Origin of the sequence: Acinetobacter sp. MF4642 (assembly GCF_002018925.1) — a bacterium.
Lineage (GTDB): Bacteria > Pseudomonadota > Gammaproteobacteria > Pseudomonadales > Moraxellaceae > Acinetobacter > Acinetobacter johnsonii.
The window spans coordinates 1-23,273 of sequence record NZ_MVON01000018.1 but is presented as its reverse complement, the minus strand read 5'-3'; the positions used below and the strand labels follow the sequence as shown (position 1 = coordinate 23,273).

Genomic DNA, 23,273 nt, shown 5'->3' with positions numbered 1-23,273 from the left:
CTGTGCGCAACAAAGTAGCATATTTTGAAGAAAGGTTAAAAGACAAAAAGCCTCATTTATTGGTAAAAAGAAAAGGGCATTTCGCCCTTTTCTGTATTGGTATCATCTTAGTTTGATGACATCGCCACTTTAATTTTTTCCATGGCATTTTTTTCAAGCTGACGAATACGTTCTGCGGAAACATTATATTCAGCAGCCAGTTCGTGCAGCGTCGATTTTTCATCATCTAACCAACGGCGCTGTAAAATATTACGTGAACGATCATCAAGTTGTTCCATCGCATCATGCAGAGCATTGGTGCTTTGTTCTTCGTAATCTTCTTCTTCAGCCAAACGCGCTGGGTCGTAGCGGTTATCTTCAAGGTAAAGCGCAGGTGCAACATGGGTTGAACCTTCATCGTCATCATCGCCTTGAGCTTCAAACGCTGCATCATAAGCAGTTAAACGACCTTCCATTTCTAACACTTGTTCAGGTGTTACATTGAGGTCATTTGCAATCGATTGTGCTTCTTTTAAGGTGAGTTTTTTAGACGATTTTTTTAGACTGCGCAAATTAAAGAACAGTTTACGCTGTGCTTTAGTGGTCGCAATTTTGACAATACGCCAGTTACGAATCACATATTCGTGAATTTCTGCTTTAATCCAGTGCACCGCAAAAGAAACCAAGCGTACGCCCATGTTTGGGTCGAAGCGTTTAACGGCTTTCATTAAGCCCAAGTTACCTTCTTGAATGAGGTCACCTTGAGGTAAGCCGTAGCCTGCATAACTGCGGGCAATATGAACCACAAAACGCAGATGCGACATGACTAAAAGTTTAGCAGCATCGAGGTCTTGATCATAATAGTAGCGTTCAGCTAACTCTTTTTCTTGTTCCGCTGTCAAAATCGGGATTTGGTTGACAGTACTAATATAAGCGCCCAAGTTTACACCTGGTGCCGATAATGACAGGGGCATCAATTGATTGCTGCTGTCACTCATGTGTTCTCCTTAGGGATTTCATTTTTACCCAACAATTGAATTTATCTTAATCCAATCTTCCACTGAATAATGGAAAATTGGGTATAGAAATGTAAACTTTTATGCAAATGTGAATAGACTTAGTGTAATTGAAAAGAATTAAGATTCAATGAAGTAGTGAAATTCATGTTCATTAATTTGTTTCAAAACGCAAGTTAAATGATGGATTTCGCAATACCGCGTGATATCGATCTGACTGTGCGGATCAGACGATTTTAATAGAAAATGCTGCGCCGGACTCTTCTTAAGTGCGCGTTTAAGCAACAACAGAGGCATAGGACATGGTTGCCCCATTGCATCAATAATGTTGGTATTTTGTTCGATATCACTCATATAGCTAAGTAAGGCTTCACAACATTTAGGTGGGTAGAAATATTAGCAAATTCAGTGCCAAAACCCAAATATTTCATGTGTTATAGGCCTATAGTCGCTATATCTAAAATTACAAATAACTAGTTAAAAAATATGCTGAATTAAAAAGACGATTAATCAAAAAAAAGGGTATGAATTGTTTTTAACCCATGTTAAGCTCGTCGCGTACTGGGATTTAACACAACCATAAATTGTTTTAAATCCTATTTTACAAATGGATGTAACCGGGATTTTGTTAATAGTTATACAGAATGATTACAAGCTTAGAAATAATAAATATTTTTAAACCTTGTTTGGTCTGCTGTTTGCAACACCGGGTGGTCCTTCTTTTAGATACAATGAGGATTAACTTATGACAGCTCGTGAACAAGGCGTAGTTAAATGGTTCAACGACACTAAAGGCTTCGGCTTTATCCAACGCAATGGCGGCGACGATGTATTCGTTCACTTCCGTGCAATCCAAGGCGACGGCCACCGTTCACTACGTGACGGCCAACGCGTTGAATTCAGCGTTGTAAAAGGTCAAAAAGGCTTCCAAGCTGAAGAAGTACAACCTTTAGACTAATTGTCTGAACGTACTTTAAAACGCCCCAATGTAAATTGGGGCGTTTTTGTTTATACTACAGATCAATTTTCGTGATTTTTCGTCAGAGCGCACTTATATGTCATCAGGTTTTGAAACCTTAAATTTACATCCTCAACTTAAACGAGCTATTGATGCTTTAGGTTTTAAGGATATGACGCCTATTCAGCAAAAGGTTTTAAAATTCACTTTGGCGGGACACGATGCAATTGGTCGTGCGCAAACGGGAACCGGTAAAACAGCGGCATTTTTGGTGAGTGTGATTAACGACTTGCTGAATAACCCAATTCAAGAGCAGCGCTACCGCGGTGAACCTCGCGCCTTGATTTTAGCACCGACCCGTGAGCTTGCACTGCAAATTGAAAGCGATGCGAAAGAACTCACAAAATTCTCAGATTTACATGTCGTGACGCTTTTAGGCGGCGTTGACTTTGATAAACAAAAAGCACAACTCGATAAAAAACCTGTCGATATTATGGTGGCGACGCCAGGTCGTCTGATTGACTTTGTTGAGCAAAAAGAAGTTTGGCTCGACCAAATTGAGTTTTTGGTGATTGATGAAGCCGATCGCTTATTGGATATGGGCTTTATTCCTTCAGTAAAACGTATTGTTCGTTTCTCACCGCGTAAGGAACAACGTCAGACTCTGATGTTCTCTGCAACGTTTAGTTACGATGTTTTAAATCTTGCACAGCAGTGGTTGTTTGAACCTGTAACTGTTGAAATTGAGCCAGAGAAGAAGACCAATGCAGATGTTGAACAACGGGTGTACATGGTCGCAAAGTCAGATAAATATAAATTGCTACAAGACATTCTGCGCGATGAGCCTATTGAAAAAGTGATGATTTTCGCAAATCGGCGCGATCAAGTGCGTAAACTCTATGACAACTTAAAGCGTGATGGATATAAAGTGGTGATGTTGTCAGGTGAAATCGCACAAGACAAACGTTTGAAAATGCTAGATCAATTTAAAAATGGTCAACATAACATCATGATTGCAACTGATGTTGCGGGGCGTGGTATCCATGTGGATGGTGTATCGCATGTGGTGAATTTCACCTTGCCTGAACAGTCGGATGACTACGTACACCGTATTGGTCGTACAGGCCGTGCAGGTACAAGTGGTGTGAGTATTAGTTTTTTATCTGAAGATGATGCGTTCTATCTACCCGAAATTGAAAAAGCCATTGGGCAAAAACTACCACTGACACGTTTAGAGGGTTATTGCTAATCGTTTGACGTGATTGGTGTAAAAAAAACCGCTCAGATGAGCGGTTTTTTTATGGCATCTTTATTTTGCTTTACACGAAAAAGTCAGGATTGTTTGATAGTCACTGTCTTGGTTAATGCCTGAGTTTGTACCCGAAATAGAACCCAGTACAGATGCGGCTGCTTGGATCATTTTTCCAGTTTCATCGCTCACGACGCCTTTCAAAGCACCTTGATAGTCGGTTTTCTCATCACTCACAATCGCTGTTGCTTTAGAGCCACAAGTTTTAGCTGCTGCTTCAATCGCGTTGTTTTTTGCAATCAGTGCAGTTTTACCAATACCCGTAACTTCGTATTGATTGTCAGCTTTTTGGATCGCTAAAGAGTTGCTTGGTGTCGATGCGCAAGCGCTTAGAAGTAGTGTTAGTGCTGCTGCTCCAGCAATAGCGATATTCTTTTTCATTTCATACCCCAGTCATGTTTTATTAAATCATTGTTTATTGGAACATAGCTTGTAGGATGAATCATGTAAGAAATGTATGAAAAATGCAGTCTTATCGAACAGTTTGAAAAGTGCTCAAAATTTTAAAATTAGTTTTGCCGAAACTGGGTATTTCATACTGAAGCCCTAGAGCAAACTTTTCAGAGTGTGCTACTCTAAAACGTATTGTTTAATTTGAAAGATTAAGAGCCTAATGACGGAACTCGCGGTAGATATCGTTCACCAGAATATGCATCAACGTCAATCGATTGGCCATTTAGTCGAGCCTGCTCCCAATGCAGAACAATTAGAGCGGGCATTTCAAGCCGCATTGACTGCGCCAGATCATCATCGTTTAAAACCGACACGTTTTATCGTGATTTCTGAAGATCAACGTGAGGCATTTGGTGAGTTATTGTCACAAGCCTTGGCTGATTTGGGTGAGACTGAGTCAGCACAGTTAGAGCGTGTTAAAAATCATCCTTTTCGTGCCCCATTACTGGTTTTGGCATTGACTAAATTTCAATCGCATCCGAAAGTCCCTAATTTTGAGCAGACTTTAAGTAGTGGGGCTGCTATTCAGAATTTTATTTTGTCCTTACAAGCTCAAGGTTTTTCGAGCATGTGGCGTAGTGGGGCAGTGGTGGAATCTGTGCATTTCAAACAGGCTTTAGGCCTCAGCGCAGATGATTTGATCTCAGGTATTTTATATATTGGTACGGCAGTTAAAGCGATTCCGCCACGTGCCAAAATTCAAACCCAAGATTATGTAAGTTATTGGAATCAATAGTTCCATTTTAGGATATAAAAATAATGTCAGAGTTAAAGTTTTCAGATTTGGTTGAACCTGTAGCAGTAGATCAAAAAACGGCACTACGTATTACAGTTTTGGGTGGTGGTAGTTTTGGGACGGCCATGGCGAATACCGCGGTTCGTAATGGCTGCGATACCATGATTTGGATTCGTGATGAAGCGGTTGCAGCTGATATCAATGCGACGCATGTAAATAAACGCTATTTGCCCGATTTTAAACTTGAAGATGGTTTACGTGCAGTTTCAAATATAGAAGAGGCTGTTCGTGATCGCGACATTATTTTGGTGGCGATTCCGAGTCATTCTTTCCGTGATGTACTCAAACAAATTAAACCGTTTATTACTTCGCAAGCCGTGGTGTCTTTGACCAAGGGTATTGAAGCGAATACTTTTAGTTTTATGAGTGATATTATTCGCTCAGAGCTACCAGAAGTGCCTTATGGCGTGTTATCTGGGCCAAACTTGGCCAAGGAAATTGTGGCAGGACAACCAGCGGGAACAGTCATAGCAAGCCAGTCTGACTTAGTGCGTTACGCTGTACAACAAGCTTTGCATAGTGCCTTGTTCCGTGTTTTCGCCAGTGATGATGTGCATGGTGTAGAACTCGGCGGTGCGCTTAAAAACATTTATGCGGTTGCGATGGGAATGGCTGCTGCATACAAAGTCGGTGAAAATACCAAGAGTATGATTTTGACTCGTGCTTTGGCGGAAATGAGTCGTTTTGCTGTGAAGTTAGGGGCAAATCCACTGACCTTCTTAGGTTTGTCTGGTGTCGGTGATTTATTTGCAACGTGTAGCAGCCCACTGAGTCGCAACTATCAAGTCGGTTTTGCACTGGGGCAAGGCAAGAGTTTGGAACAGGCGACCACTGAATTGGGACAAACAGCAGAAGGCATTAACACCATTGTACAAGTCAAAGCACGTTCTGAAGAGCTAGATGTGTATATGCCGATTACTAGTGCGTTATACAGTGTTATTTTTGAAAATGCGCCACCAATGACAATTGCATTATCCTTAATGAAAAATGGACACCGAAGTGATGTGGAGTTTGTTTTGCCGCATCATGAGGTTTAAAGTCAATTAAAACCCGAAATAAAATGAGCGTTTAAGTGGGTATAATGACTGAATTGTCATAAAAATTAATTAAAATAATCAGGATTTGAATAAGGATTTTTTATGCAACTGACTTTGGTACGTCATGGTGAAGCTGCACCACCGATCATGGGGAATGACACTAAACGCCCACTCACCGAACGCGGTCATGCACAGGCGGAGCAAACTGCTGACTTTTTAAAGTCACGTATCCAACCAGATGTCTTTGTGGTTAGCCCATTGCTGCGTGCGCAGGAAACATTGGCACACATCAAACAGCACTTTGCGGATGTGCCTGTCGTAATCTGTAATACCATTAAGCCCGATGATGATGCAAAAGCTGCTGTGGAATGGTTATCACATTTGCCGTATGAGTCTATTGTAGTGGTGTGCCATATGAATGTGGTGGCGCATATGGCCTCGATTTTGGTGACGGAATCTTTTAATCCTTATGCTTTGGCTGAAGCGCGGATTTATGAGCAAGCAGTTATCGCGGAAGGCTTGTCGACACAAACAAAAGCATTTATACCTAGCATATAAAAACCAATTAAAACGGCAGAATATAATACATGTTGCAAATTTGGATGCCCGAAGCCGATGGAACATGGCACTGGTCTATAGGGGAAAGATGGCAATCTGCTCATACACTTGAGCAATTGATCCAAGATATACAAGCGCATCATGGTGAGGAAGCAACTGTTTTCTTTCCAAGCCGTGATGTGCAAATTATTCAGCAAAATATGCCTAAGGCCCAATACAAGCAGTTGGGGGCCGAAGGTGTGAAGTATTTGCTGGAAGAATATATATTGAGCTCAATTGATCAGATGAAAGTATTACATCACTTTCAAGCGCCTGAGCAACTCACTGTTTTGGGTATCTCAAAGTATCGTTTAGAGACTTTGCAACATGCCTTGAGTTTGATTCCTGTGAAGCTGGTCAGTCTATTGCCTGATTTTCTGATTTTGCCTGTACCTGACGCAGAACAGGTAATCTTGGGTTATATTGAAGAACGACTCCTGTTTCGCTCTAATACTTGGTTGGGCGGATCAATTGATGATCTTGCTGTATTTTTAGATTATCAAGCAGCCAATCAAAAATATAAGATTTGTAACTTGAGTGCTTCACACATGGATAGCTTAAACGCCAGTGTGACGCAGGAGCAGCTTGAGTCTTTCCATTATGAATGGACGGCATTGCCAAGAGCAAAACAGCATCCATGGAATCTTTTGCCGAAGGTGAAAGAGCAACATGTTTCAACGGGCTATTGGAAAGCCTGTGCAGCGGTATTGGTTGCGTTGATTGTGACCCAACTGACCTACGATGCGACGCGTTGGTATCAAAATAAAAAGCTTGCAGAGCAAGTGGCTGTTCAGGCGGTCGATCAATTTAAATATTGGTTTGGTGCGAACTATCCTGTGACCGAGCAAACCCTGCGAAGCCAGTTTGAATATCAGCTGAATATGAATAAACAAGCGGATGCTCAAGCTTTGTCTTTATTGAGTCGTGTTGGCCCTGTGCTCATGCAACAGCAAATTGTGGCGAATCAGGTGGTGTATGAAGCGAATAGCCTAAATATGCAACTTAAAGCCAACTCGGCAGAGGCTTTACAAACACTCACTCAGCAGCTTAATCAACAGGGTTTTCAGGTTGAGTTAGGTAATATTCAGCCGACCACGGGTGGGGCAATTGGAATGGTGAAAATACAATAATGAAAGCCATGCAAAATTTACAAACAGTTGTGGATCAGCGTTTAGAACTGATCAGTACTTATTTTGATCGTCTTACACCGCGCGACCGTGTATTAGCTATCTTCTTGGTCATTTTCATCTTGGTGAGCTCGATAGGGGCTGCGCTTTGGTATACCCATGCTGCGGCAGAGAAACAGCAAAAACGCGTGAACCAGCTCAAAGAAACCATGACATGGATGCAGAGCAATGCAGTCACCATGAAATCGAGCTCAGATGGGCAACTGACTCCGATGGAGCAGATCCAACGTATTGCGCAGCAGCAAGGTTTGTCGGTTGCTTCGCAGCAGAATGCTGAACAAATTCAGTTGGTGGTAAGCCACGCAAACTATGTGGTGTTGGCCAACTTTTTGACCCAACTGACGCAAAATGGTTTGAGTATTGAAAAAATGGAGTTGGTCTCAGATGCAGGGCAGATTAAATTATCGGCGAGCGTGAAATAATCGCTAAAAATAAAGCCAGACGAAGCATGGTGTTTTAGCGAGGCTATGCCTATAATATGGCGACTTAAAAAGCAGTAGACTTTTACAGATATGTTGTATTCTCTTGCCCGCCCTTTGTTGTTTACTTTAGCACCAGAGCGTGCACATGAGCTAACACTATCGCTATTGAAATCAACGCATAAGCTAGGCTTAATGCGTCAAAATATAGCGGCTAAACCGGTGACATGTATGGGCATCGAGTTCCCCAATCCTGTAGGTTTGGCTGCTGGTCTAGATAAAAATGGTGCTTATATTGACGCACTGGCAGGTCTAGGGTTTGGTTTTATTGAAATTGGAACCATTACTCCGCGTCCACAGCAGGGCAATCCTCTACCGCGTTTATTCCGTATCCCACAAGCTAAAGCCATTATTAACCGTATGGGTTTTAACAACGATGGCGTGGATCAACTGATTGAAAATGTCAAAGCGGCAAAGTTTAAAGGTGTTTTGGGGATTAATATCGGCAAAAATGCGGATACTCCAGTAGAAAACGCAGTAGATGACTATCTCATTTGTTTAGAAAAAGTCTATAACTATGCGTCTTATATTACCGTCAACATTTCTTCTCCAAATACAAAAAACCTGCGTAGTTTGCAAAGTGGCGATGCTTTAACCGAGTTGCTAGAGACGCTGAAAAAACGTCAGTTAGAGTTGGCTGAAGAGCAACAGCACTATGTACCACTGGTACTGAAAGTTGCGCCGGATTTGGAAGCGGAAGATATTCAATTTATTGCGAAACAACTGCTTCAGTTTAAAATTGATGGTCTGATTGTGACCAATACGACTTTGTCTCGTGAAGGTGTGGAAAACTTACCTTTTGGTGATGAAGCGGGTGGTTTATCTGGTGCACCTGTGTTTGAGAAAAGTACGGCGTGTTTAAAAGCCTTTGCTGAGGTTTTAAAAGGTCAGATTCCTTTGATTGGTGTGGGTGGGATTTTGTCGGGTGAGCAGGCGCTTGCAAAACAAAATGCAGGGGCAAACCTTGTACAAGTTTATAGTGGCCTCATCTATACAGGACCAACCTTAATTCAAGACTGCGTCTCTGCAATGAAAACAACATGAATGCCATTGATATCTTCATATTGATTGTATTGCTCATTGGAGGGCTCAACGGTTTGCGTCAAGGATTTGTTAAAGCCTTTGCGAACTTGATAGGATGGATTTTAGCGCTGATTGTTGGTGCTAAATTTGCAAGTGTCCTAGCACCTTCGATGGTCTCACTCAGTGAAGATCCAGTGGTTCAAAAAATTGCAGCTTTTGCATTTATTGTATTGGTTATTGTAGTTTTGACGTGGATTGTCACGGCATTACTGAATAACATATTGAAGAGTTTAAAACTCGGGCCTTTGAATCGATTAGCCGGCGGTGCTTTTGGTTCATTAAAAGGGTTGTTAATTGTTCTGATTACGATGCAAGGTGTGGGTTCTTGGGTTGAAAGCTCTCCATATTGGAGACAATCCAAATTTGTCCAAACACTTTTGCCTTACGCGCCTTGGGCGATGGAGCTTTCAAAAGAGGCTGCAAGCGAGGCGATGTCACATATCAAGTCTAAAGATACACATGTATCTTCAGATTTTTCACCGAAAATTTCCTCGAAAAATGCTGAGGGACAGGGTGAGTCAACAAATAATCCTTTTTATTAATCCTAGCTTGTCTGCGAGGTTGCTATGTGTGGAGTAGTTGGTATAGCTGGTAAATCAGCTGTTAACCAAATGTTGTTTGATGCATTAACGATGTTACAACATCGTGGGCAAGATGCAGCTGGGATAGTAACCTGCCACGAAGGTCGTTTATTTTTACGTAAAGACAATGGTATGGTTCGTGATGTGTTCCACACTCGCCATATGCGTGCATTACAAGGTAATTACGGTATTGGTCATGTGCGTTATCCTACAGCGGGTTCATCGAGCAGCGCTGAAGCGCAGCCCTTCTATGTGAACTCACCTTATGGGATCACGTTAGCGCATAATGGTAACTTAACCAATGCTGAAGAAATTCATGACGACCTGTTCAAAACAGACTTACGTCATATGAATACGGATTCAGACTCAGAAGTACTGTTAAACGTGTTTGCGCATGAGTTGCAAAAACGCGGCAAATTGATGCCTACAGCAGACGACATTTTTCATGTGGTTAGTAAAGTACATGAGCGCTGTAAAGGTGGTTATGCCGTAGTTGCAATGCTTACTGGGCATGGCTTAGTGGGCTTCCGTGATCCAAATGGTATTCGTCCACTTATTTACGGTTCACGTGAAACTGATGCAGGTATGGAATACATCATTGCATCTGAGTCTGTTGCTATTACGGCACTCGGCTTTAAAGTTGAGCGTGATATTGCACCGGGTGAAGCGATCTTTATCGACTCACAAGGGCAGATGTTTACCAAACAGTGTGCTGAAGCGCCTGAATACCGCCCATGTATTTTTGAATATGTTTACTTTGCGCGTCCAGATGCGATTATTGATGGCATTTCAGTCTACAAAGCACGTTTAAAAATGGGCGAAAAGCTTGCTCAAAAAATCTTGACGGAGTGGAGTGAAGAGCACGATATCGATGTTGTGATCCCAATTCCAGATACCTCGCGTACCTCTGCACTTGAACTTGCAAATATGCTGGGTGTGAAGTTCCGTGAAGGCTTTATGAAGAACCGCTACATTGGCCGTACCTTCATTATGCCGGGTCAGCAATTGCGTAAAAAATCAGTACGTCAAAAGTTGAACCCTGTTGAACTTGAGTTCCAAGGTAAAAATGTACTTTTGGTGGATGACTCGATTGTGCGTGGTACTACGTGTAATGAAATTATCCAAATGGCACGTGATGCGGGTGCGAAAAAAGTCTTCTTTGCTTCTGCTGCGCCGATGGTGAAATATCCAAACGTGTATGGCATTGATATGCCAGCAAAAGAAGAGTTGATTGCATCTGAGCGTACCGTTGAAGAAATTCGTGAAATTATTGGTGCGGATCGTCTAATTTTCCAAGATTTGGAAGACTTAAAAGCAGCTGTGCGCACTAGCAAAGTACCAGATTTACAAGAGTTTGATTGCTCGGTATTTGATGGTAAATATGTTGCTGGTGGTATCGATGAAGCTTATTTAGATGAATTACAGGCGAAACGCCGTGAAACATCGAAAAAGAAAGACAGCTATATTGATGTCAATATTGATGCAGCTTCCGTTGATTTGACGGGCGTGAAAGAAGTCTAATTGATTTAGATTTGAGAAAAGCGGGAGTTTCCCGCTTTTTTCATTTATGATGGATTGATTCAAACAATGTAAGAAAAGGGATTTACATTGAAGGGTGTAAGCTATTCAATCATAAAGAATAAAAACATGTTGTGGTCTGCCAGTATCTGTTTGCTTGCGGTACTTTTGTCGCTATTTATTTTAAATACTGTGGCTGGACTGCTGGTTTTTTATTTTGATTCGAGTCAAAGCATTTTTTGGCATAGCTTGAGTATTTATATCATTGGTTTATTGCTCTTAGTGATGAGCTATTCCGTGGTGTATGAACTGTATGTGTTTCGTTCAGGTGGACACAGTCTGGCCAAGCAACTGCGTGCACGACGTTTAAGTTTGATTGAAAGTACACCAGAAGAAAGTATTGCGCTGAAAATTACAGAAAAACTAGCGGATACTTTTTTAATTGAAACGCCTGCTGTGTATGTTCTGCCCGATGAAGTGGGCGTGAATGCTTTAACCGCTGGTTTTTATCCCAAAGATATTGCGATTATTTTAACGTGGGGCGCACTGCAAAACCTCGATGAACTTGAGCTGACGGGGTTATTGAATCATGAGTTCAATCAAATTTTATCTGGTGAGACAGCTGAAAATACACGGTTAAAAATTTTATATAGTGCTCTCACCACCTTTAGTCAGTGGGGCAGTAAAATTGCTAAATTAGGGTTTTCAACCCATCATAAAAAGTCGCAAAGTTTTGAAACCACTTTTGTTGCAACAGGTGGTTTGATTTGGTTGGTCGGAAGTTTGGGGGTGCTGGTTACACGCTGTATTAAATTTCTGACGTTGGGAGGGCGTACTTTAAAAAATGATATGAAAACACGCCGCCTGATGCAAAATGATGCCAATATTCAAACCTTGATGCGTATCTATGTGCATCACGCAGGTTCGCAAATTCACAGTGAATATTCTGAGTCGATTGCACACATGTGTTTTGCCAATTCATTAAGTGCGCAAAGTTGGATGAACATTCATCCAAGCATTGAAGAGCGTATTTATGAAATGAATCCGAACTTGGTTCAAGACATACAGTTGGAAAACCTAGAAAAACTGCGCAACCGTCCGTTATTTGGATTGTTTCGTTCCTTAGAAGAGCAGTACGCGGATTTCCAAGCCCCTTGGACTTCACCGCAGCCTTTGCCTTTATTACGATTGTCTCCGATTAGTTTTGCCATTAAAGATGCGATTAAACCGCTTAACCCTGAAGTACGTGCGCATATTGAACGTCCAGAGCTAATTCAGCGTGCTTTACAGACCTCAACAGGTTCACGCGAGCTGATGGTCGCGATTTTGATGATTCGCCAATTCCGTGAGTTTATTCCTGCTGAGGCTGAAGTCAGTCGTGCCATTGTTGATTCATTGTTAAACCTAGATGGTCGTGTTCATATTTCAATTTTCCATGAGGCATGCCGAAATATTGGTGGCATGCCAGCAACAATTGCACGCCAGTTTTTATTAAAGTTGGCGAGGATTATTCAAGAAGACGGTGAAATTGGACTGTTGGATGCACTGCTACTTGAACGGGTTAAGTTTGAGCTGAATTTGTTGCCTGTACATACACCTGCGGCCCTAGATGAAGTTAAACCGCAGATTGTGCGTTTAATTGATGCTTTGTTACATGTGCAACAAATCAATAGTGAAACACAGCTGGAAGTACGAGAGAAAATTTTGCGCCGAGTTTTAACTGTACAAGAGTTGGAGCAGTATGCGGAAATTTCAGATGAGCCGATTGATTTGGCCGAAATTTTAAATGATATGGCGGGGTTGCTGCTGCGGGATCGTTTGAGTATTTTGGGGGTGGCTGAAATTTGTTTATGGAATGACCGCATTATTACTCAAGATGAGCAGGATGTTTTGGAGTTGCTTTATTGGCGTCTCGGTTTTGACAGTGAAGAGATCGTTGAGCAAATGCAAAAGAAGAATCGCTTGATGATTGTTTAATTGAGTGGTGAATTTTGCATTGAGCATGTTCTCGATATTTGCATACTGTCTATGCGAATAAAATGTGAAAAGAACAGCATCTCTAGGCATTTCTCGATAGAATATGCACTGAATGAAGTGTGAAGGTAAAAGATGATCGGGCATCAGCGTGAGGTTTTGGCGAGTTTAGGAATTGATTTGTGGGTTCCAGATTTTTTGCCGTCTCAACAAAATGTAGCCACATCGATCTGGCGAGATCAAAGCACGCCTGAGATTGTTTCTGAAATTGTGCGACCTCAGTCTCAGCTCGAAGCCAAAAGCATTCCTGAACATCCACCTGTAAAGAATAAGCTTCCACATCCAGCGCCTCTTGCTGAAATTGCAACACAACCGATTGAACAAGAAACTGTTACAGCATTAAAAGAAGAGATTGTCCGAGAGGCCATCCATGTTGAGGCTTTTCAGTTGCAAGCTGTTGCTTTGGAGCACTGTGCCTTAGTGATTGAAGCGACACAATTGAGCGTGGAGCAGCAACAGCTGTGGCAAAATATTGTGCAAGCCTTACCTGCGCAAAAGTATGCGCTGAATTGGCCTTTTCCTTTGTTGAATTTGCAAGATGGGCGTGGTGTTCAGAGTTATATTCAAGGTTTCTTTGATGGTTTAAGTCAGGGTAAAACTGTTATTGCATTGGGCTCTATACCAAATGCTAATGGTATAAAAGTCACACAAGCAGCAAGCTTACAAGAAATGCTTGATCAGCCATTACTTAAAAAAGCCCTGTGGCACATGATGCGAGCAAAACAACAAAATATGGAATAGGTATGAAGCAGAAAGTCGTTGTTTTTAGTCAAATAGATGCAGAAGTATTACAGCGCCTAGAGCAGCGTTATCATGTGGTGGTTATCAACCCGAAAGCAGGTGATGTAAATACGCAAATCCGTGAGCAAGTTGCGGATGCGGATGCCATGATTGGTGCAGGGCGTTTACTTAATCAAAACAACCTTGAAACGGCGAAACAGCTCAAAATTATATCTACTGTCAGTGTTGGCTATGACAACTATGATCTGAACTACTTAAACCAAGCAAAAATTTGGCTCAGCCACACCCCTCATGTGTTGACTGAAACGACTGCCGATTTGGCCTTTACTTTGTTGATGAGTGCGGCGCGTCAAGTGCCTTATTTGGATCAATGGACCAAAACTGGTCAGTGGTCGCGTACTGTCGGGCAGGCACAATTTGGTCAGGAAATATTTGGTCAAACATTGGGTATTATTGGCTTAGGAAATATTGGTGCGGCAATTGCGCGACGTGGTTTTCATGGTTTCAATATGAATATTTTGTATCACGGGCGCCGAGAAAAATTAGAATTGGCACAACCCTTAAATGCACGTTTTTGCGAATTAGATGAGCTGTTGGAGCAATCAGACTTCGTTGTCGTGGCGGTTGATCTAAACTCGTACACGCAGCATTTGATTGATGCAGAAGCCTTTAAGAAAATGCAATCGCATGCTGTTTTTGTAAATATTTCGCGTGGTGCCGTGGTGGATGAACAGGCACTCATTCAGGCCTTGGAGCAAAAGCAAATTTTTGCAGCTGGGCTGGATGTTTATGAAAAAGAACCCTTGCAAGATTCGGCACTGTTCCAGCTTCATAATGTAGTGACCTTACCGCACGTCGGTTCAGCAACCTCCGTAACACGTAAAAAAATGGCAGAGTTGGCTTACCAAAACTTGTTGAAAGCATTGGAAGGTGGTCAACCTCAATATGTGGTGAATCCTGAATTTAGATAAAAATTTGATAACACTTCATTGCATTTTCATTCAATTATCAATGTTATAGTCATTCGATTCCTTTAAATAAAGTCGGGGTGAGGGTTGAAGCGTTTTCTGTGTGCGTGCAGTTTAAGTCTTATTTCGACTGTTGGTTTTGCAGAAGGTCAATTTCTTACGAATGCCCCACAGTTTAATGTGCCTGAGATTGGTTCAGGTATAGGTTTTATTGACCAATATAATGAGCGCTATATTGGTGAAAAAGTTTATCGTGAAGTACAGCGTCAGCTACCTGTTACGCAAAATCCGTGGCTAGAAGATCAACTGATGAATGCTTTTTCAAGCATTTTGAGTCAAACCCAGCTTGGTCAACCGATTGGTCTGGTGGTCATTAATGACCCGCAAATTAATGCCTTTGCAGTTCCGGGTGGATTGTTTGCATTAAACGCTGGTTTGATTACCAATGCTAATAATATAGATGAAGTTGCCGGCGTAATGGCGCACGAAATTGCGCACGTCACACAGCGCCACTACAGTCGTTCGCAAGAGGCGTTTAAGGGGCAGGGATTACTCGCGCTAGCAGGGATTTTGGTCGGTGCTTTGGTTGCATCTCAAGCCGATGGTGATGTCGGTTCAGCCGTCATGGTTGGTACTCAAGCCGCACTCATGGACAAGCAGCTGTCTTATAGTCGTAACCAAGAGCGTGAAGCTGACCGTATAGGGATGCAGTATATGTATAGCGCTGGTTATAACCCGCAAAGTATGGCTGATTTTTTTGAAGTGATGCACCGTGCAACCAGTCGCGTGAGTTTTTTACCCGACTTTTGGTTCACACACCCACTGACGACTGAGCGAATGAGTGAAGCGAGACTTAGAGCGAATCAGTTGCCTAAAGTGAAATCTACTTGGGGTGATGAAGACTTTGAGATCTTGAAGCTGTATACCATGGTGATCTCGAATCAGGCGACAGAACAGCAACTACAGATGTTGGTGAGTCGTAACAGCTATGCAGCACAACTGGCTTTGGCCAGTTTTTACCTTAAACAAGGTGACTATAAGCTTGCTCAACAAGTGTTAGATCAAGCCAAGTCACATCAGAAATTACATAATTTACAAACCTTGGTCCAAACTGATATTTTGCTTGGACAAAATCGGGTGAATGAGGCTTTAGTAGTGATTCAATCACCTGCGAGCATCATGCCTGAAAATCGGGCTTTAAATTATAAGTTGGCTGAAGTTTACATTCGTCAGAATCGACCTGAGCTTGCGCAGCCTGTACTCAATCGGTTTTTGAAAAATAATCCGCGTGATGTGAATGCGTGGAGACTGATGCAGCAAGCCGCGAGTTTAGATAAAAAGTCGCCAATGCATACCATTAATGTTTTGCGCTATCGGGCTGAAGTGCAGTTTTGGTCGGGCTTTGAAGAGGAAGCGATTAAATCTTTGTTGCATGCCCAGCGTTTAGCGAAAGATAATGAAGCGATGTCAGCGATCATTAAAACGCGTTTAACCCAAATGCAAAAGGATCGACAATTTAGAGCTTAGAAAAGTGGTATAGCAAATAGAGGGATAAAACAGAGATGAGTCAGAATTTGTTTTAAAGCTGAGAATTAATAGATAAAATAAAAAGAAGAATAATAATTTTTATAGAAAGTAAAACTTTGAACTGCCTTTCTTAAGGTCAGTTCAACGTAATCGATTTAAAGATTTTTAAATTAAGCCAGTTTTGCTTTAATTTTTGCTGAAACTTGAGAAGGATCGGCGCGCCCGGCTATGAGCGGACGCAGAGAATTCATCACCTTACCCATATCTTTCATGCTAGTAGCTTCTTGCGCTGCAATCGTTTGCGCAATCATGGAATCAAGTTCTTCCTCAGTCATAGCTTCTGGTAGAAATTGAGATAAAACCTCAAGTTCGGCTTGTTCCTTACTAGCTAAATCTTCTCGACCAGCACTTTCAAAGGCTTTGATCGATTCTTTACGTTGTTTAATTTGTTTTTCAATGACCGCAAGAACTTGAGCGTCGTCAAGTTCTTTGCGGTCATCGACTTCGATTTGCTTAATTGCTGCCTGTAGACCACGAATTACCGTTAACTTATCCATTTCTTTAGCACGCATAGTGGCTTTCAAAACTTCAGTTATTTGGCTTTTTAAAGTAGTCATTATTTAGTCCAGGCAGTCAATCACAAATTAATCTTAGTAAAGGCGAGTAGTACGTACTGATTCACGCGCCAATTTCTTTTGGTAGCGTTTAACAGCAGCAGCTTTTTTGCGCTTACGTTCTTGAGTTGGTTTCTCGTAGAATTCGCGCTTACGAACGTCAGCTAAAACGCCCGCTTTTTCGCATGAACGTTTGAAACGACGGATAGCTACGTCTACTGGTTCGCCTTCTTTCAATTTAACTTGTGGCATGAAGAATCCTCATTAAGTTATGGATAAGATCTGGGCGACATTGCCCTGATCACAAGTGAAGGTCAGTATTTTACTCATTTACATCTCATACCACAAGTCTATAATGGTTCACGCAATAGATTTGATACAGGTTATAGGCAGTTTAATGATCGTTTTAGGCTTAGAAACATCTTGTGATGAAACAGGACTTGCCCTTTATGACAGCGAGTCGGGTTTACGTGGGCAAGTGCTGTACAGCCAAATTAAACTGCATGCAGAGTATGGTGGTGTGGTACCAGAGTTGGCATCGCGTGACCATGTGCGTAAGCTGATTCCATTGATGAATCAACTGCTTGAAGAAAGTGGTGTAAAAAAATCCGAAATTGATGCCGTGGCATATACGCGTGGCCCAGGTTTGATGGGCGCGCTGATGACAGGTGCGCTGTTTGGTCGAACTTTGGCCTTTGCTTTAAATAAACCTGCAATTGGTGTGCATCATATGGAAGGGCATATGTTGGCACCACTTTTATCTGAAACGCCGCCAGAATTTCCTTTTGTAGCACTTTTGGTCTCAGGTGGACATTCTCAACTGATGGCTGCCTATGGTATTGGGCAGTATGAATTGTTGGGTGAATCAATTGATGATGCTGCAGGTGAGGCCTTTGATAAGGTTGCGAAAATGATGGGATTACCGTATCCAGGTGGCCCAAATATTTCAAAACTGGCTGAGCAAGGTGATCCGAATGCCTTTGCTTTCCCACGTCCAATGCTGCATCAAGGTTTGGAGTTTTCATTTAGTGGTTTAAAAACAGCCGTATCTGTGCAAATGAAAAAATTAGGTGACGAAAACCGTGATGCGGATATTGCAGCGAGTTTCCAAGAAGCCATCGTGGATACCTTAGTTAAAAAATCTGTGAAAGCGTTGAAGCAAACAGGTTTGAAACGTTTAGTGATTGCAGGTGGTGTCAGTGCAAATAAACGTTTACGTGAGCGTTTGGAAGCAGATTTAACCAAGATTCGTGCTCAGGTTTACTATGCCGAACCTGCACTTTGTACGGACAATGGCGCTATGATTGCTTTTGCTGGTTATCAGCGCTTAAAAGCAGGGCAGCATGACGGTTTGGCTGTAACTACAACACCTCGCTGGCCAATGACTGAGTTGACCAATCCCAGTGAAGTCTAAGACTTTCATTTGATGAGCTTAAAGCCCGACGAAATGTTGGGCTTTTTACATTTAGGTCTTACCAAAGGGCTGTTAAAAATGCTCTGCTTAGACTTTAAAAATATTTTTGACTTGCCTAAACCTAGCTTAGCATCAAGTTAAAAGTATTTACCCATAGGTTTATCCATAGAAATTGGGGATAAGTATGGAATGTGTAATTTTAGATGACTCATGAAATGTTGAAACTATAAAAACCTATAAACTAAATTTGAAGTCTATTTTTTATTTGGATTTAAATATTTGATTAATATGTTTAATTTAATAATCTTTGTAAGATTTTATGAGTGCTCATCAATAAGTGTAAAACCATGAATTGCAATTACAAGTCGTAACATGATTTAGCTTTCTGAGCGCAAAATTATTCATTAGTTTATATGAAAGGCAGATATAGATTTTCTTAAAAAATATCTTGGTCGTATAAATCTCAAAGCTATGACGGTCTGTCTTAGGAACTTTCATTACAACAATGGAAGTACATAATTAGAAGAATATTTAGAGGTGTTACCCATGGCGGCTACTAATGGAATGCTAGACCCTGATGATTCGATAATTCTACTGATTGATCATCAAAGTGGACTTTTTAATACCGTACGCGATGTACCTGTACCCGACTTACGCAATTATGTGATTGCAATTGCAAAAGCAGCAACTTTATTAAATATACCTGTAATTACCACTGCTTCTGTACCTGACGGCCCCAATGGCCCTTTAATTCCTGAAATTCACCACTTTGCTCCGCATGCAGTTTATGTACCACGTACTGGACAAATTAATACTTGGGACAATCCCTTATTTGTAGATGAAGTTAAAAAAACGGGTAGGAAGACACTGATTATTGCGGGAACGCTGACCAGTGTATGTATGACTTCCCTGCTGTAAGCGCTCGTAAAGAAGGTTATAACGTCTATTGTGTTGTGGATGCATCAGGCAACTGGAGCAAGTTAGCCACAGATACATCAATTGCTCGTGTGACCCAAGCGGGCGCAATTCCAACCGATACTTTTGCGATTGTGGCCGAGTTAATGCGTACTTGGAACCGTCCAGAAGGCTCCCGTTTTGCTGAAATTCTTTCAGATCATGTCTGCCCAGAATATAAATGCTTAATGGAGAGTTATGCAAAAGCACAAGCTGTGGTTAAAGATGGGCCAGTAACAAACTTAGATAAATATCAATAATCAGATCAAACCGATTTGAACTGATATTTATCCCTAATTTTCAAAGAAATAACCCAAATTCTAATGCGAAATTTAGGTTATTTCTTTGATCAGAATGAACTATTAAATATAAAAATAATTGAAATAAAATAGATGCTTAAGCGCCGATCAGTATTTTTATCCTAAAGCTGTTTTAATTGTTGTGAACCGATCCAGTGTTTAGAAAATTGATAGGCTGCACGTCCAGAGCGTTGTCCACGTGCCTGACACCAACGAAGCGCTTCGGCTCGTACCATATCGTCCATGACGATTTGAGCTTTTGCTAAGTAGTGCTGCACAATGTCCAAATATAAGTTTTGATCCATTGGATAAAAAGACAGCCATAATCCAAAACGATCGGAAAGTGAAATTTTTTCTTCAATCGCTTCTTGTGGATGCAGTTCAGTGTACTGCGGTACATCGACCCGAGTTACAGGCGTGTTTTCATGCATAAACTCAGGCAGCAAATGACGACGGTTACTGGTGGCATAGATAATAAAATTGCTTGAACCTGACTGCAAAGACCCATCTAGCACACTTTTTAAACTGCGATAGTTTTCATCTTCGGCGTTAAAAGCCAAGTCATCACAATACACAATAAACTTTTCAGGGCGCTCTGCAATTAGCTTTTGAATTTCAGGCAGTTCGGATAAATCATCACGTTCAATTTCAATCAGCCTTAAGCCTTGCTCTGCGTATTCCGTTAATAAAGCACGCACAATAGAGGACTTGCCTGTCCCGCGAGAGCCCGTAAGCAGGACGTCATTGGCAGGTAAACCATTGAGAAACTGTTCTGTATTTTGCAGTACTTTTTCTTTTTGACGCTCAATGCCTTTTAAATCATTTAATTCGATTCGTTTGAGCTGATGAATCGCTTTTAATTCGCCATTTTCCCATTTAAAGGCAATCGCTGAAAAATCAGGTGCTTGTTTAACTTCTGGTAGGCTTTGCTGTAGTTGTTGGAGTACAGTCGATAGTGCTTCTAAGATATTGTTCGGTAGGTCAATGGTCGCCATGATTAATCAGCTTATAATTACACTTGTCGTCGATCTTAACATCCGATCTAGTCGTATCAAACCCTTAAAGCGGTGCAGATTTGCCAATTTTAGGGTTGAAATGGCAATTGTAATGCTCACATAATTTGCACATAGTCAGTTAGGCTGACGGTTGAACGTGTCAGTGAAATTTTAGGAAAACAAAAAAGTGGGTGAGGATGAATATGTTGTTTAAAGATTTCACACGGGAAATCAACCCGCACCAAGCCTATCGAATCAAAAAACTGAAAAACCAATTGGCTCAGGCAGACAACTATACTGAGTGGAAAAGGATTGCGCTTAGAATTGATGAAGAGTCAGGGGCGCAAGAGTGGAAGTATGACAACTGTTCACCTTATTTCGATGCAGAAGTGATTACTCATCGTTTGGGTTTGTTGAAGCGTTATCGCCAACAAAAGCGTACGACCGATTTAATGTACCTGCTACGTGAAGGTCTGAGTTACGACATTGCCAATATCGCTCACCCCATGCTGTTTACCGCAACCTATGTCGGTACCAAAAAAATTATTGAAGACTATATTGAAGAAGTCAGCCTAGGTTTAGCGTTTGTAGCATCTACAGATTGCCAGTGTTTGGATAAACAGCAAAAAATTGAATTTTTTCAGCACTGCCAAAAGGCCTTTGGGCAACCGGCCATGATGTTTTCAGGCGGTGCAACATTAGGATTGTTTCATACAGGGGTGTGCAAGGCTTTGCTTGAGCAAGACCTGATGCCGAAAGTACTGTCTGGTTCAAGTGCTGGCGCCATTATGACAGCGATGCTGGGGCGAGCAACGCCTGCAGAAATGCTGAGCATCTTAAATGGTGAAAACTTTTTTACCGATGCTTTTCAATTTCGAGGCTTTCGTGAGGTCTTAAAGGGCAATGGTGGCTTAGCGGATGTAAAGCATTTAAAAAACTTTTTAATTGCAAATTTGGGAGACGTTACCTTTGAAGAGGCATTTAAGCAGTCAGGCTTGTATAACAATGTTGCGGTTGCGCCTTATGATGCCTCACAAAATCCACGCATTATGAATACCTTTACTTCACCTGACTTATTGGTGTGGAGTGCGGTGCTCGCGTCTTGTGCAGTGCCGATTCTATTTCCGCCAGTCAAGCTCACCAGTAAACGACATGACGGCTTATATACCCCTTATATGTCTTCCACGCGCTGGGTTGATGGCAGCGTGCGTAGTGATTTCCCGCAGGAAAAAATGGCGCGTTTATATAATTTAAACTACACCATTGCCAGTCAAGTGAACCCGCATGTGGTGCCATTTATGCAGTCGGATGAAGCACGGTTCCGTAAAGATATGTTGAGCTGGCCTGAACGAATTGTACGCAGACAAGGCAAAGTGATTAGTAAAGGGGTGATGGACTTTGCCCGTGAGCGTGTGGGGATGATTCCACCGATCCGCCGTTTACTGGACCATGGTTATGGCGTGGTCGATCAGCGTTATTATGGCGATGTAAACATTGTGGGGAAATATGGCCTGCGCCATTATAGTTATATGCTGCAAAATCCAAGACCACACTTGTTTAAGCTCTTACAACGTGAAGGTGAACGTGCAACTTGGCCAAAAATCTCAATGATTGAAACACATGCTCGTGTAGGGAAAACCATTCAACATTGTTTAGAGGTCTTAACTGCATTGAATACGGCAGAGATGAATGAATCCGAATTCTTGGCAGTTTGATCGACAAGAATTGAAAACTCTTGCGTTGTCGCTTCATACTCCGACTCAGCGTTTGGGTTGGGGGCGAAGGCTTTATCGCTTTGAAGTTGCAGGGCAGGGGTATTGGTTAAAGTATCAGTCGCTATCAGAGCATGCGGCGCTAATTAACGGCTTTGACACGGAACTTAGTTTTTATCAACATGCACTTGCGATGCTGCAATTGCCAAAGTTCTTGCCTGAAGTGCAAATCCTTGAAAATTTTGAGTTTCACTCAGAGCTGGTGAAAGCCGCACTCATCTTAAAAGATGTTCCATCATTATTTATGGCGAATCCCCATCAGTTAAGTCGTGATCATGTCATTCATATCATTTTTAAAATGCTGAATGCAGTAGATGAGTTACATCAATTCGGGTGGATTCATGCTGATTTAAAAGCTTCGCATTTTTTGCTAGATGGTTCTATATGTAAGTTAATTGATTTTGAGCAGAGCCAAAGAATTGGTGAAATAAGCTGTCAAAAGGCTCTAACGGCGACACCACGCTATATGGCACCAGAGTTATTTCATGGTGAAGCAAAGACCGTACAAACAGACCTGTATGCACTCGGGGTCATTCTACTTGAGTGGTTGACTGATCAACGTTTGCAGGCATCAAGCTACCAAGATTGGGCGTATTTACACTGTCAGTTTTTGAAGATAGCGCTTCCAGAACCTTTTCAGGGTTTTAGTCCACTTTTACAGGGACTTTTAGCTAAGCAAAAAAGCCAAAGATGGCAAAATACCATGGCTGCAAAAAAATGCTTAATGACTGAAATTGAATGAGAAAAAGCCAAGTATATGATTTTTGTTTCTTATTTAATCAAATGAGTGTGTTTTTCTTAAAAATTGCTTGTCATGCGAAAATGATCCCTATAGTATACACAGCCATTGGGGACGTGGCGAAATTGGTAGACGCACTGGATTTAGGTTCCAGCGCCGCAAGGTGTGAGAGTTCGAGTCTCTCCGTCCCCACCATAAATCATTTGAATTAAGATGGTTTATA

General features: G+C 41.7%; 23 protein-coding genes, 1 tRNA gene and 1 pseudogene. 19 read left to right on the top strand and 6 right to left on the bottom strand.

The features are described 5' to 3' along the window. Window positions 1–107 precede the first annotated feature (107 nt). Both rpoH and MF4642_RS10785 read right to left on the bottom strand, forming a co-directional pair. Complete coding sequence (rpoH, locus tag MF4642_RS10790) at window positions 108–977, bottom strand: RNA polymerase sigma factor RpoH (protein WP_004982243.1); 870 nt, start codon at window positions 975–977, stop codon at window positions 108–110. Window positions 978–1,115: 138 nt separating this feature from the next. Next, window positions 1,116–1,349, bottom strand: a complete 234-nt coding sequence (locus tag MF4642_RS10785) for a sulfurtransferase TusA family protein (RefSeq protein WP_004696251.1) — start codon at window positions 1,347–1,349, stop codon at window positions 1,116–1,118. 391 nt (window positions 1,350–1,740) lie between these two features. Between MF4642_RS10785 and MF4642_RS10780 the strand changes: the two genes are divergently transcribed. Both MF4642_RS10780 and rhlB read left to right on the top strand, forming a co-directional pair. After that, entirely contained in the window at window positions 1,741–1,953 is a 213-nt protein-coding gene (locus tag MF4642_RS10780) for a cold-shock protein (RefSeq protein WP_004648643.1), read from the top strand. 97 nt (window positions 1,954–2,050) lie between these two features. Beyond that, window positions 2,051–3,202, top strand: coding sequence for an ATP-dependent RNA helicase RhlB (rhlB, locus tag MF4642_RS10775; protein ID WP_004982241.1), 1,152 nt, complete (start codon window positions 2,051–2,053; stop codon window positions 3,200–3,202). Window positions 3,203–3,262: 60 nt separating this feature from the next. Here the strand turns inward: rhlB and MF4642_RS10770 are convergent, their stop codons facing one another. Continuing rightward, entirely contained in the window at window positions 3,263–3,643 is a 381-nt protein-coding gene (locus MF4642_RS10770) for a hypothetical protein (RefSeq protein WP_078426208.1), read from the bottom strand. Between the two features lie 232 nt (window positions 3,644–3,875). Between MF4642_RS10770 and MF4642_RS10765 the strand changes: the two genes are divergently transcribed. From MF4642_RS10765 to MF4642_RS10710, 12 genes are all read left to right on the top strand, one after another. Next, the gene (locus MF4642_RS10765) at window positions 3,876–4,451 is read left to right on the top strand and encodes a nitroreductase (RefSeq protein ID WP_078426207.1); all 576 of its coding nucleotides are present in this window, start codon (window positions 3,876–3,878) and stop codon (window positions 4,449–4,451) included. A 23-nt stretch (window positions 4,452–4,474) separates the two neighbouring features. After that, window positions 4,475–5,548 (top strand): NAD(P)H-dependent glycerol-3-phosphate dehydrogenase, encoded by a 1,074-nt coding sequence (locus tag MF4642_RS10760; RefSeq protein ID WP_004982230.1) that lies wholly within the window; start codon window positions 4,475–4,477, stop codon window positions 5,546–5,548. Window positions 5,549–5,650: 102 nt separating this feature from the next. Beyond that, the gene (locus MF4642_RS10755) at window positions 5,651–6,106 is read left to right on the top strand and encodes a phosphoglycerate mutase family protein (protein ID WP_005400615.1); all 456 of its coding nucleotides are present in this window, start codon (window positions 5,651–5,653) and stop codon (window positions 6,104–6,106) included. Between the two features lie 29 nt (window positions 6,107–6,135). Then, on the top strand, window positions 6,136–7,275 hold the full coding sequence (gspL, locus tag MF4642_RS10750) for a type II secretion system protein GspL (protein WP_078426206.1): 1,140 nt from the start codon (window positions 6,136–6,138) through the stop codon (window positions 7,273–7,275). Then, a complete protein-coding gene (gspM, locus tag MF4642_RS10745; protein WP_078426205.1) occupies window positions 7,275–7,754 on the top strand; it encodes a type II secretion system protein GspM in 480 nt (159 codons plus the stop codon). The genes gspL and gspM overlap by 1 nt, the downstream gene beginning before the upstream one ends. Window positions 7,755–7,844: 90 nt before the next feature. Then, on the top strand, window positions 7,845–8,855 hold the full coding sequence (locus MF4642_RS10740) for a quinone-dependent dihydroorotate dehydrogenase (RefSeq protein ID WP_078426204.1): 1,011 nt from the start codon (window positions 7,845–7,847) through the stop codon (window positions 8,853–8,855). Continuing rightward, complete coding sequence (locus MF4642_RS10735; protein WP_078426203.1) at window positions 8,852–9,436, top strand: CvpA family protein; 585 nt, start codon at window positions 8,852–8,854, stop codon at window positions 9,434–9,436. Before MF4642_RS10740 ends, MF4642_RS10735 begins: the two co-directional genes overlap by 4 nt. Before the next feature lie 24 nt (window positions 9,437–9,460). Beyond that, window positions 9,461–10,996 carry an amidophosphoribosyltransferase gene (gene purF, locus MF4642_RS10730; RefSeq protein WP_004696272.1) on the top strand — a complete coding sequence of 512 codons (1,536 nt, stop codon included), beginning with the start codon at window positions 9,461–9,463 and terminating at the stop codon, window positions 10,994–10,996. Window positions 10,997–11,083: 87 nt separating this feature from the next. Next, entirely contained in the window at window positions 11,084–12,970 is a 1,887-nt protein-coding gene (locus MF4642_RS10725) for a M48 family metalloprotease (RefSeq protein ID WP_004696274.1), read from the top strand. 132 nt (window positions 12,971–13,102) lie between these two features. Continuing rightward, window positions 13,103–13,768: a hypothetical protein gene (locus MF4642_RS10720; protein ID WP_078426202.1), complete on the top strand. Its 666-nt coding sequence runs from the start codon at window positions 13,103–13,105 to the stop codon at window positions 13,766–13,768. Between the two features lie 2 nt (window positions 13,769–13,770). Then, window positions 13,771–14,739, top strand: a complete 969-nt coding sequence (locus MF4642_RS10715) for a 2-hydroxyacid dehydrogenase (RefSeq protein ID WP_078426201.1) — start codon at window positions 13,771–13,773, stop codon at window positions 14,737–14,739. An 84-nt stretch (window positions 14,740–14,823) separates the two neighbouring features. Beyond that, window positions 14,824–16,263 (top strand): M48 family metalloprotease, encoded by a 1,440-nt coding sequence (locus tag MF4642_RS10710; RefSeq protein WP_078426200.1) that lies wholly within the window; start codon window positions 14,824–14,826, stop codon window positions 16,261–16,263. Between the two features lie 170 nt (window positions 16,264–16,433). On the opposite strand, the gene MF4642_RS10705 is transcribed toward MF4642_RS10710, so the two are convergent. Together MF4642_RS10705 and rpsU are read right to left on the bottom strand one after the other, a co-directional pair. Then, a complete protein-coding gene (locus MF4642_RS10705; RefSeq protein WP_078426199.1) occupies window positions 16,434–16,880 on the bottom strand; it encodes a GatB/YqeY domain-containing protein in 447 nt (148 codons plus the stop codon). 33 nt (window positions 16,881–16,913) lie between these two features. Further along, window positions 16,914–17,129 (bottom strand): 30S ribosomal protein S21, encoded by a 216-nt coding sequence (rpsU, locus tag MF4642_RS10700; RefSeq protein ID WP_001136722.1) that lies wholly within the window; start codon window positions 17,127–17,129, stop codon window positions 16,914–16,916. 145 nt (window positions 17,130–17,274) lie between these two features. On the opposite strand from rpsU, the gene tsaD reads away from it, so the two are divergent. Next, window positions 17,275–18,291 carry a tRNA (adenosine(37)-N6)-threonylcarbamoyltransferase complex transferase subunit TsaD gene (tsaD, locus tag MF4642_RS10695; RefSeq protein WP_005400624.1) on the top strand — a complete coding sequence of 339 codons (1,017 nt, stop codon included), beginning with the start codon at window positions 17,275–17,277 and terminating at the stop codon, window positions 18,289–18,291. Between the two features lie 546 nt (window positions 18,292–18,837). Next, window positions 18,838–19,505: pseudogene (locus MF4642_RS10690) on the top strand (isochorismatase family protein). A gap of 161 nt (window positions 19,506–19,666) precedes the next feature. Here MF4642_RS10690 and MF4642_RS10685 read toward each other — a convergent pair. Beyond that, complete coding sequence (locus MF4642_RS10685; protein WP_078426198.1) at window positions 19,667–20,539, bottom strand: ATP-binding protein; 873 nt, start codon at window positions 20,537–20,539, stop codon at window positions 19,667–19,669. Window positions 20,540–20,742: 203 nt separating this feature from the next. On the opposite strand from MF4642_RS10685, the gene MF4642_RS10680 reads away from it, so the two are divergent. The 3 genes from MF4642_RS10680 to MF4642_RS10670 all read left to right on the top strand — a co-directional run bounded on the left by MF4642_RS10680 (window position 20,743) and on the right by MF4642_RS10670 (window position 23,245). Beyond that, window positions 20,743–22,254: a DUF3336 domain-containing protein gene (locus tag MF4642_RS10680; RefSeq protein ID WP_078426197.1), complete on the top strand. Its 1,512-nt coding sequence runs from the start codon at window positions 20,743–20,745 to the stop codon at window positions 22,252–22,254. Then, entirely contained in the window at window positions 22,229–23,053 is an 825-nt protein-coding gene (locus tag MF4642_RS10675) for a serine/threonine protein kinase (RefSeq protein WP_078426196.1), read from the top strand. The genes MF4642_RS10680 and MF4642_RS10675 overlap by 26 nt, the downstream gene beginning before the upstream one ends. A gap of 107 nt (window positions 23,054–23,160) precedes the next feature. Next, window positions 23,161–23,245 (top strand) — tRNA-Leu (locus MF4642_RS10670). Window positions 23,246–23,273: the final 28 nt, after the last annotated feature.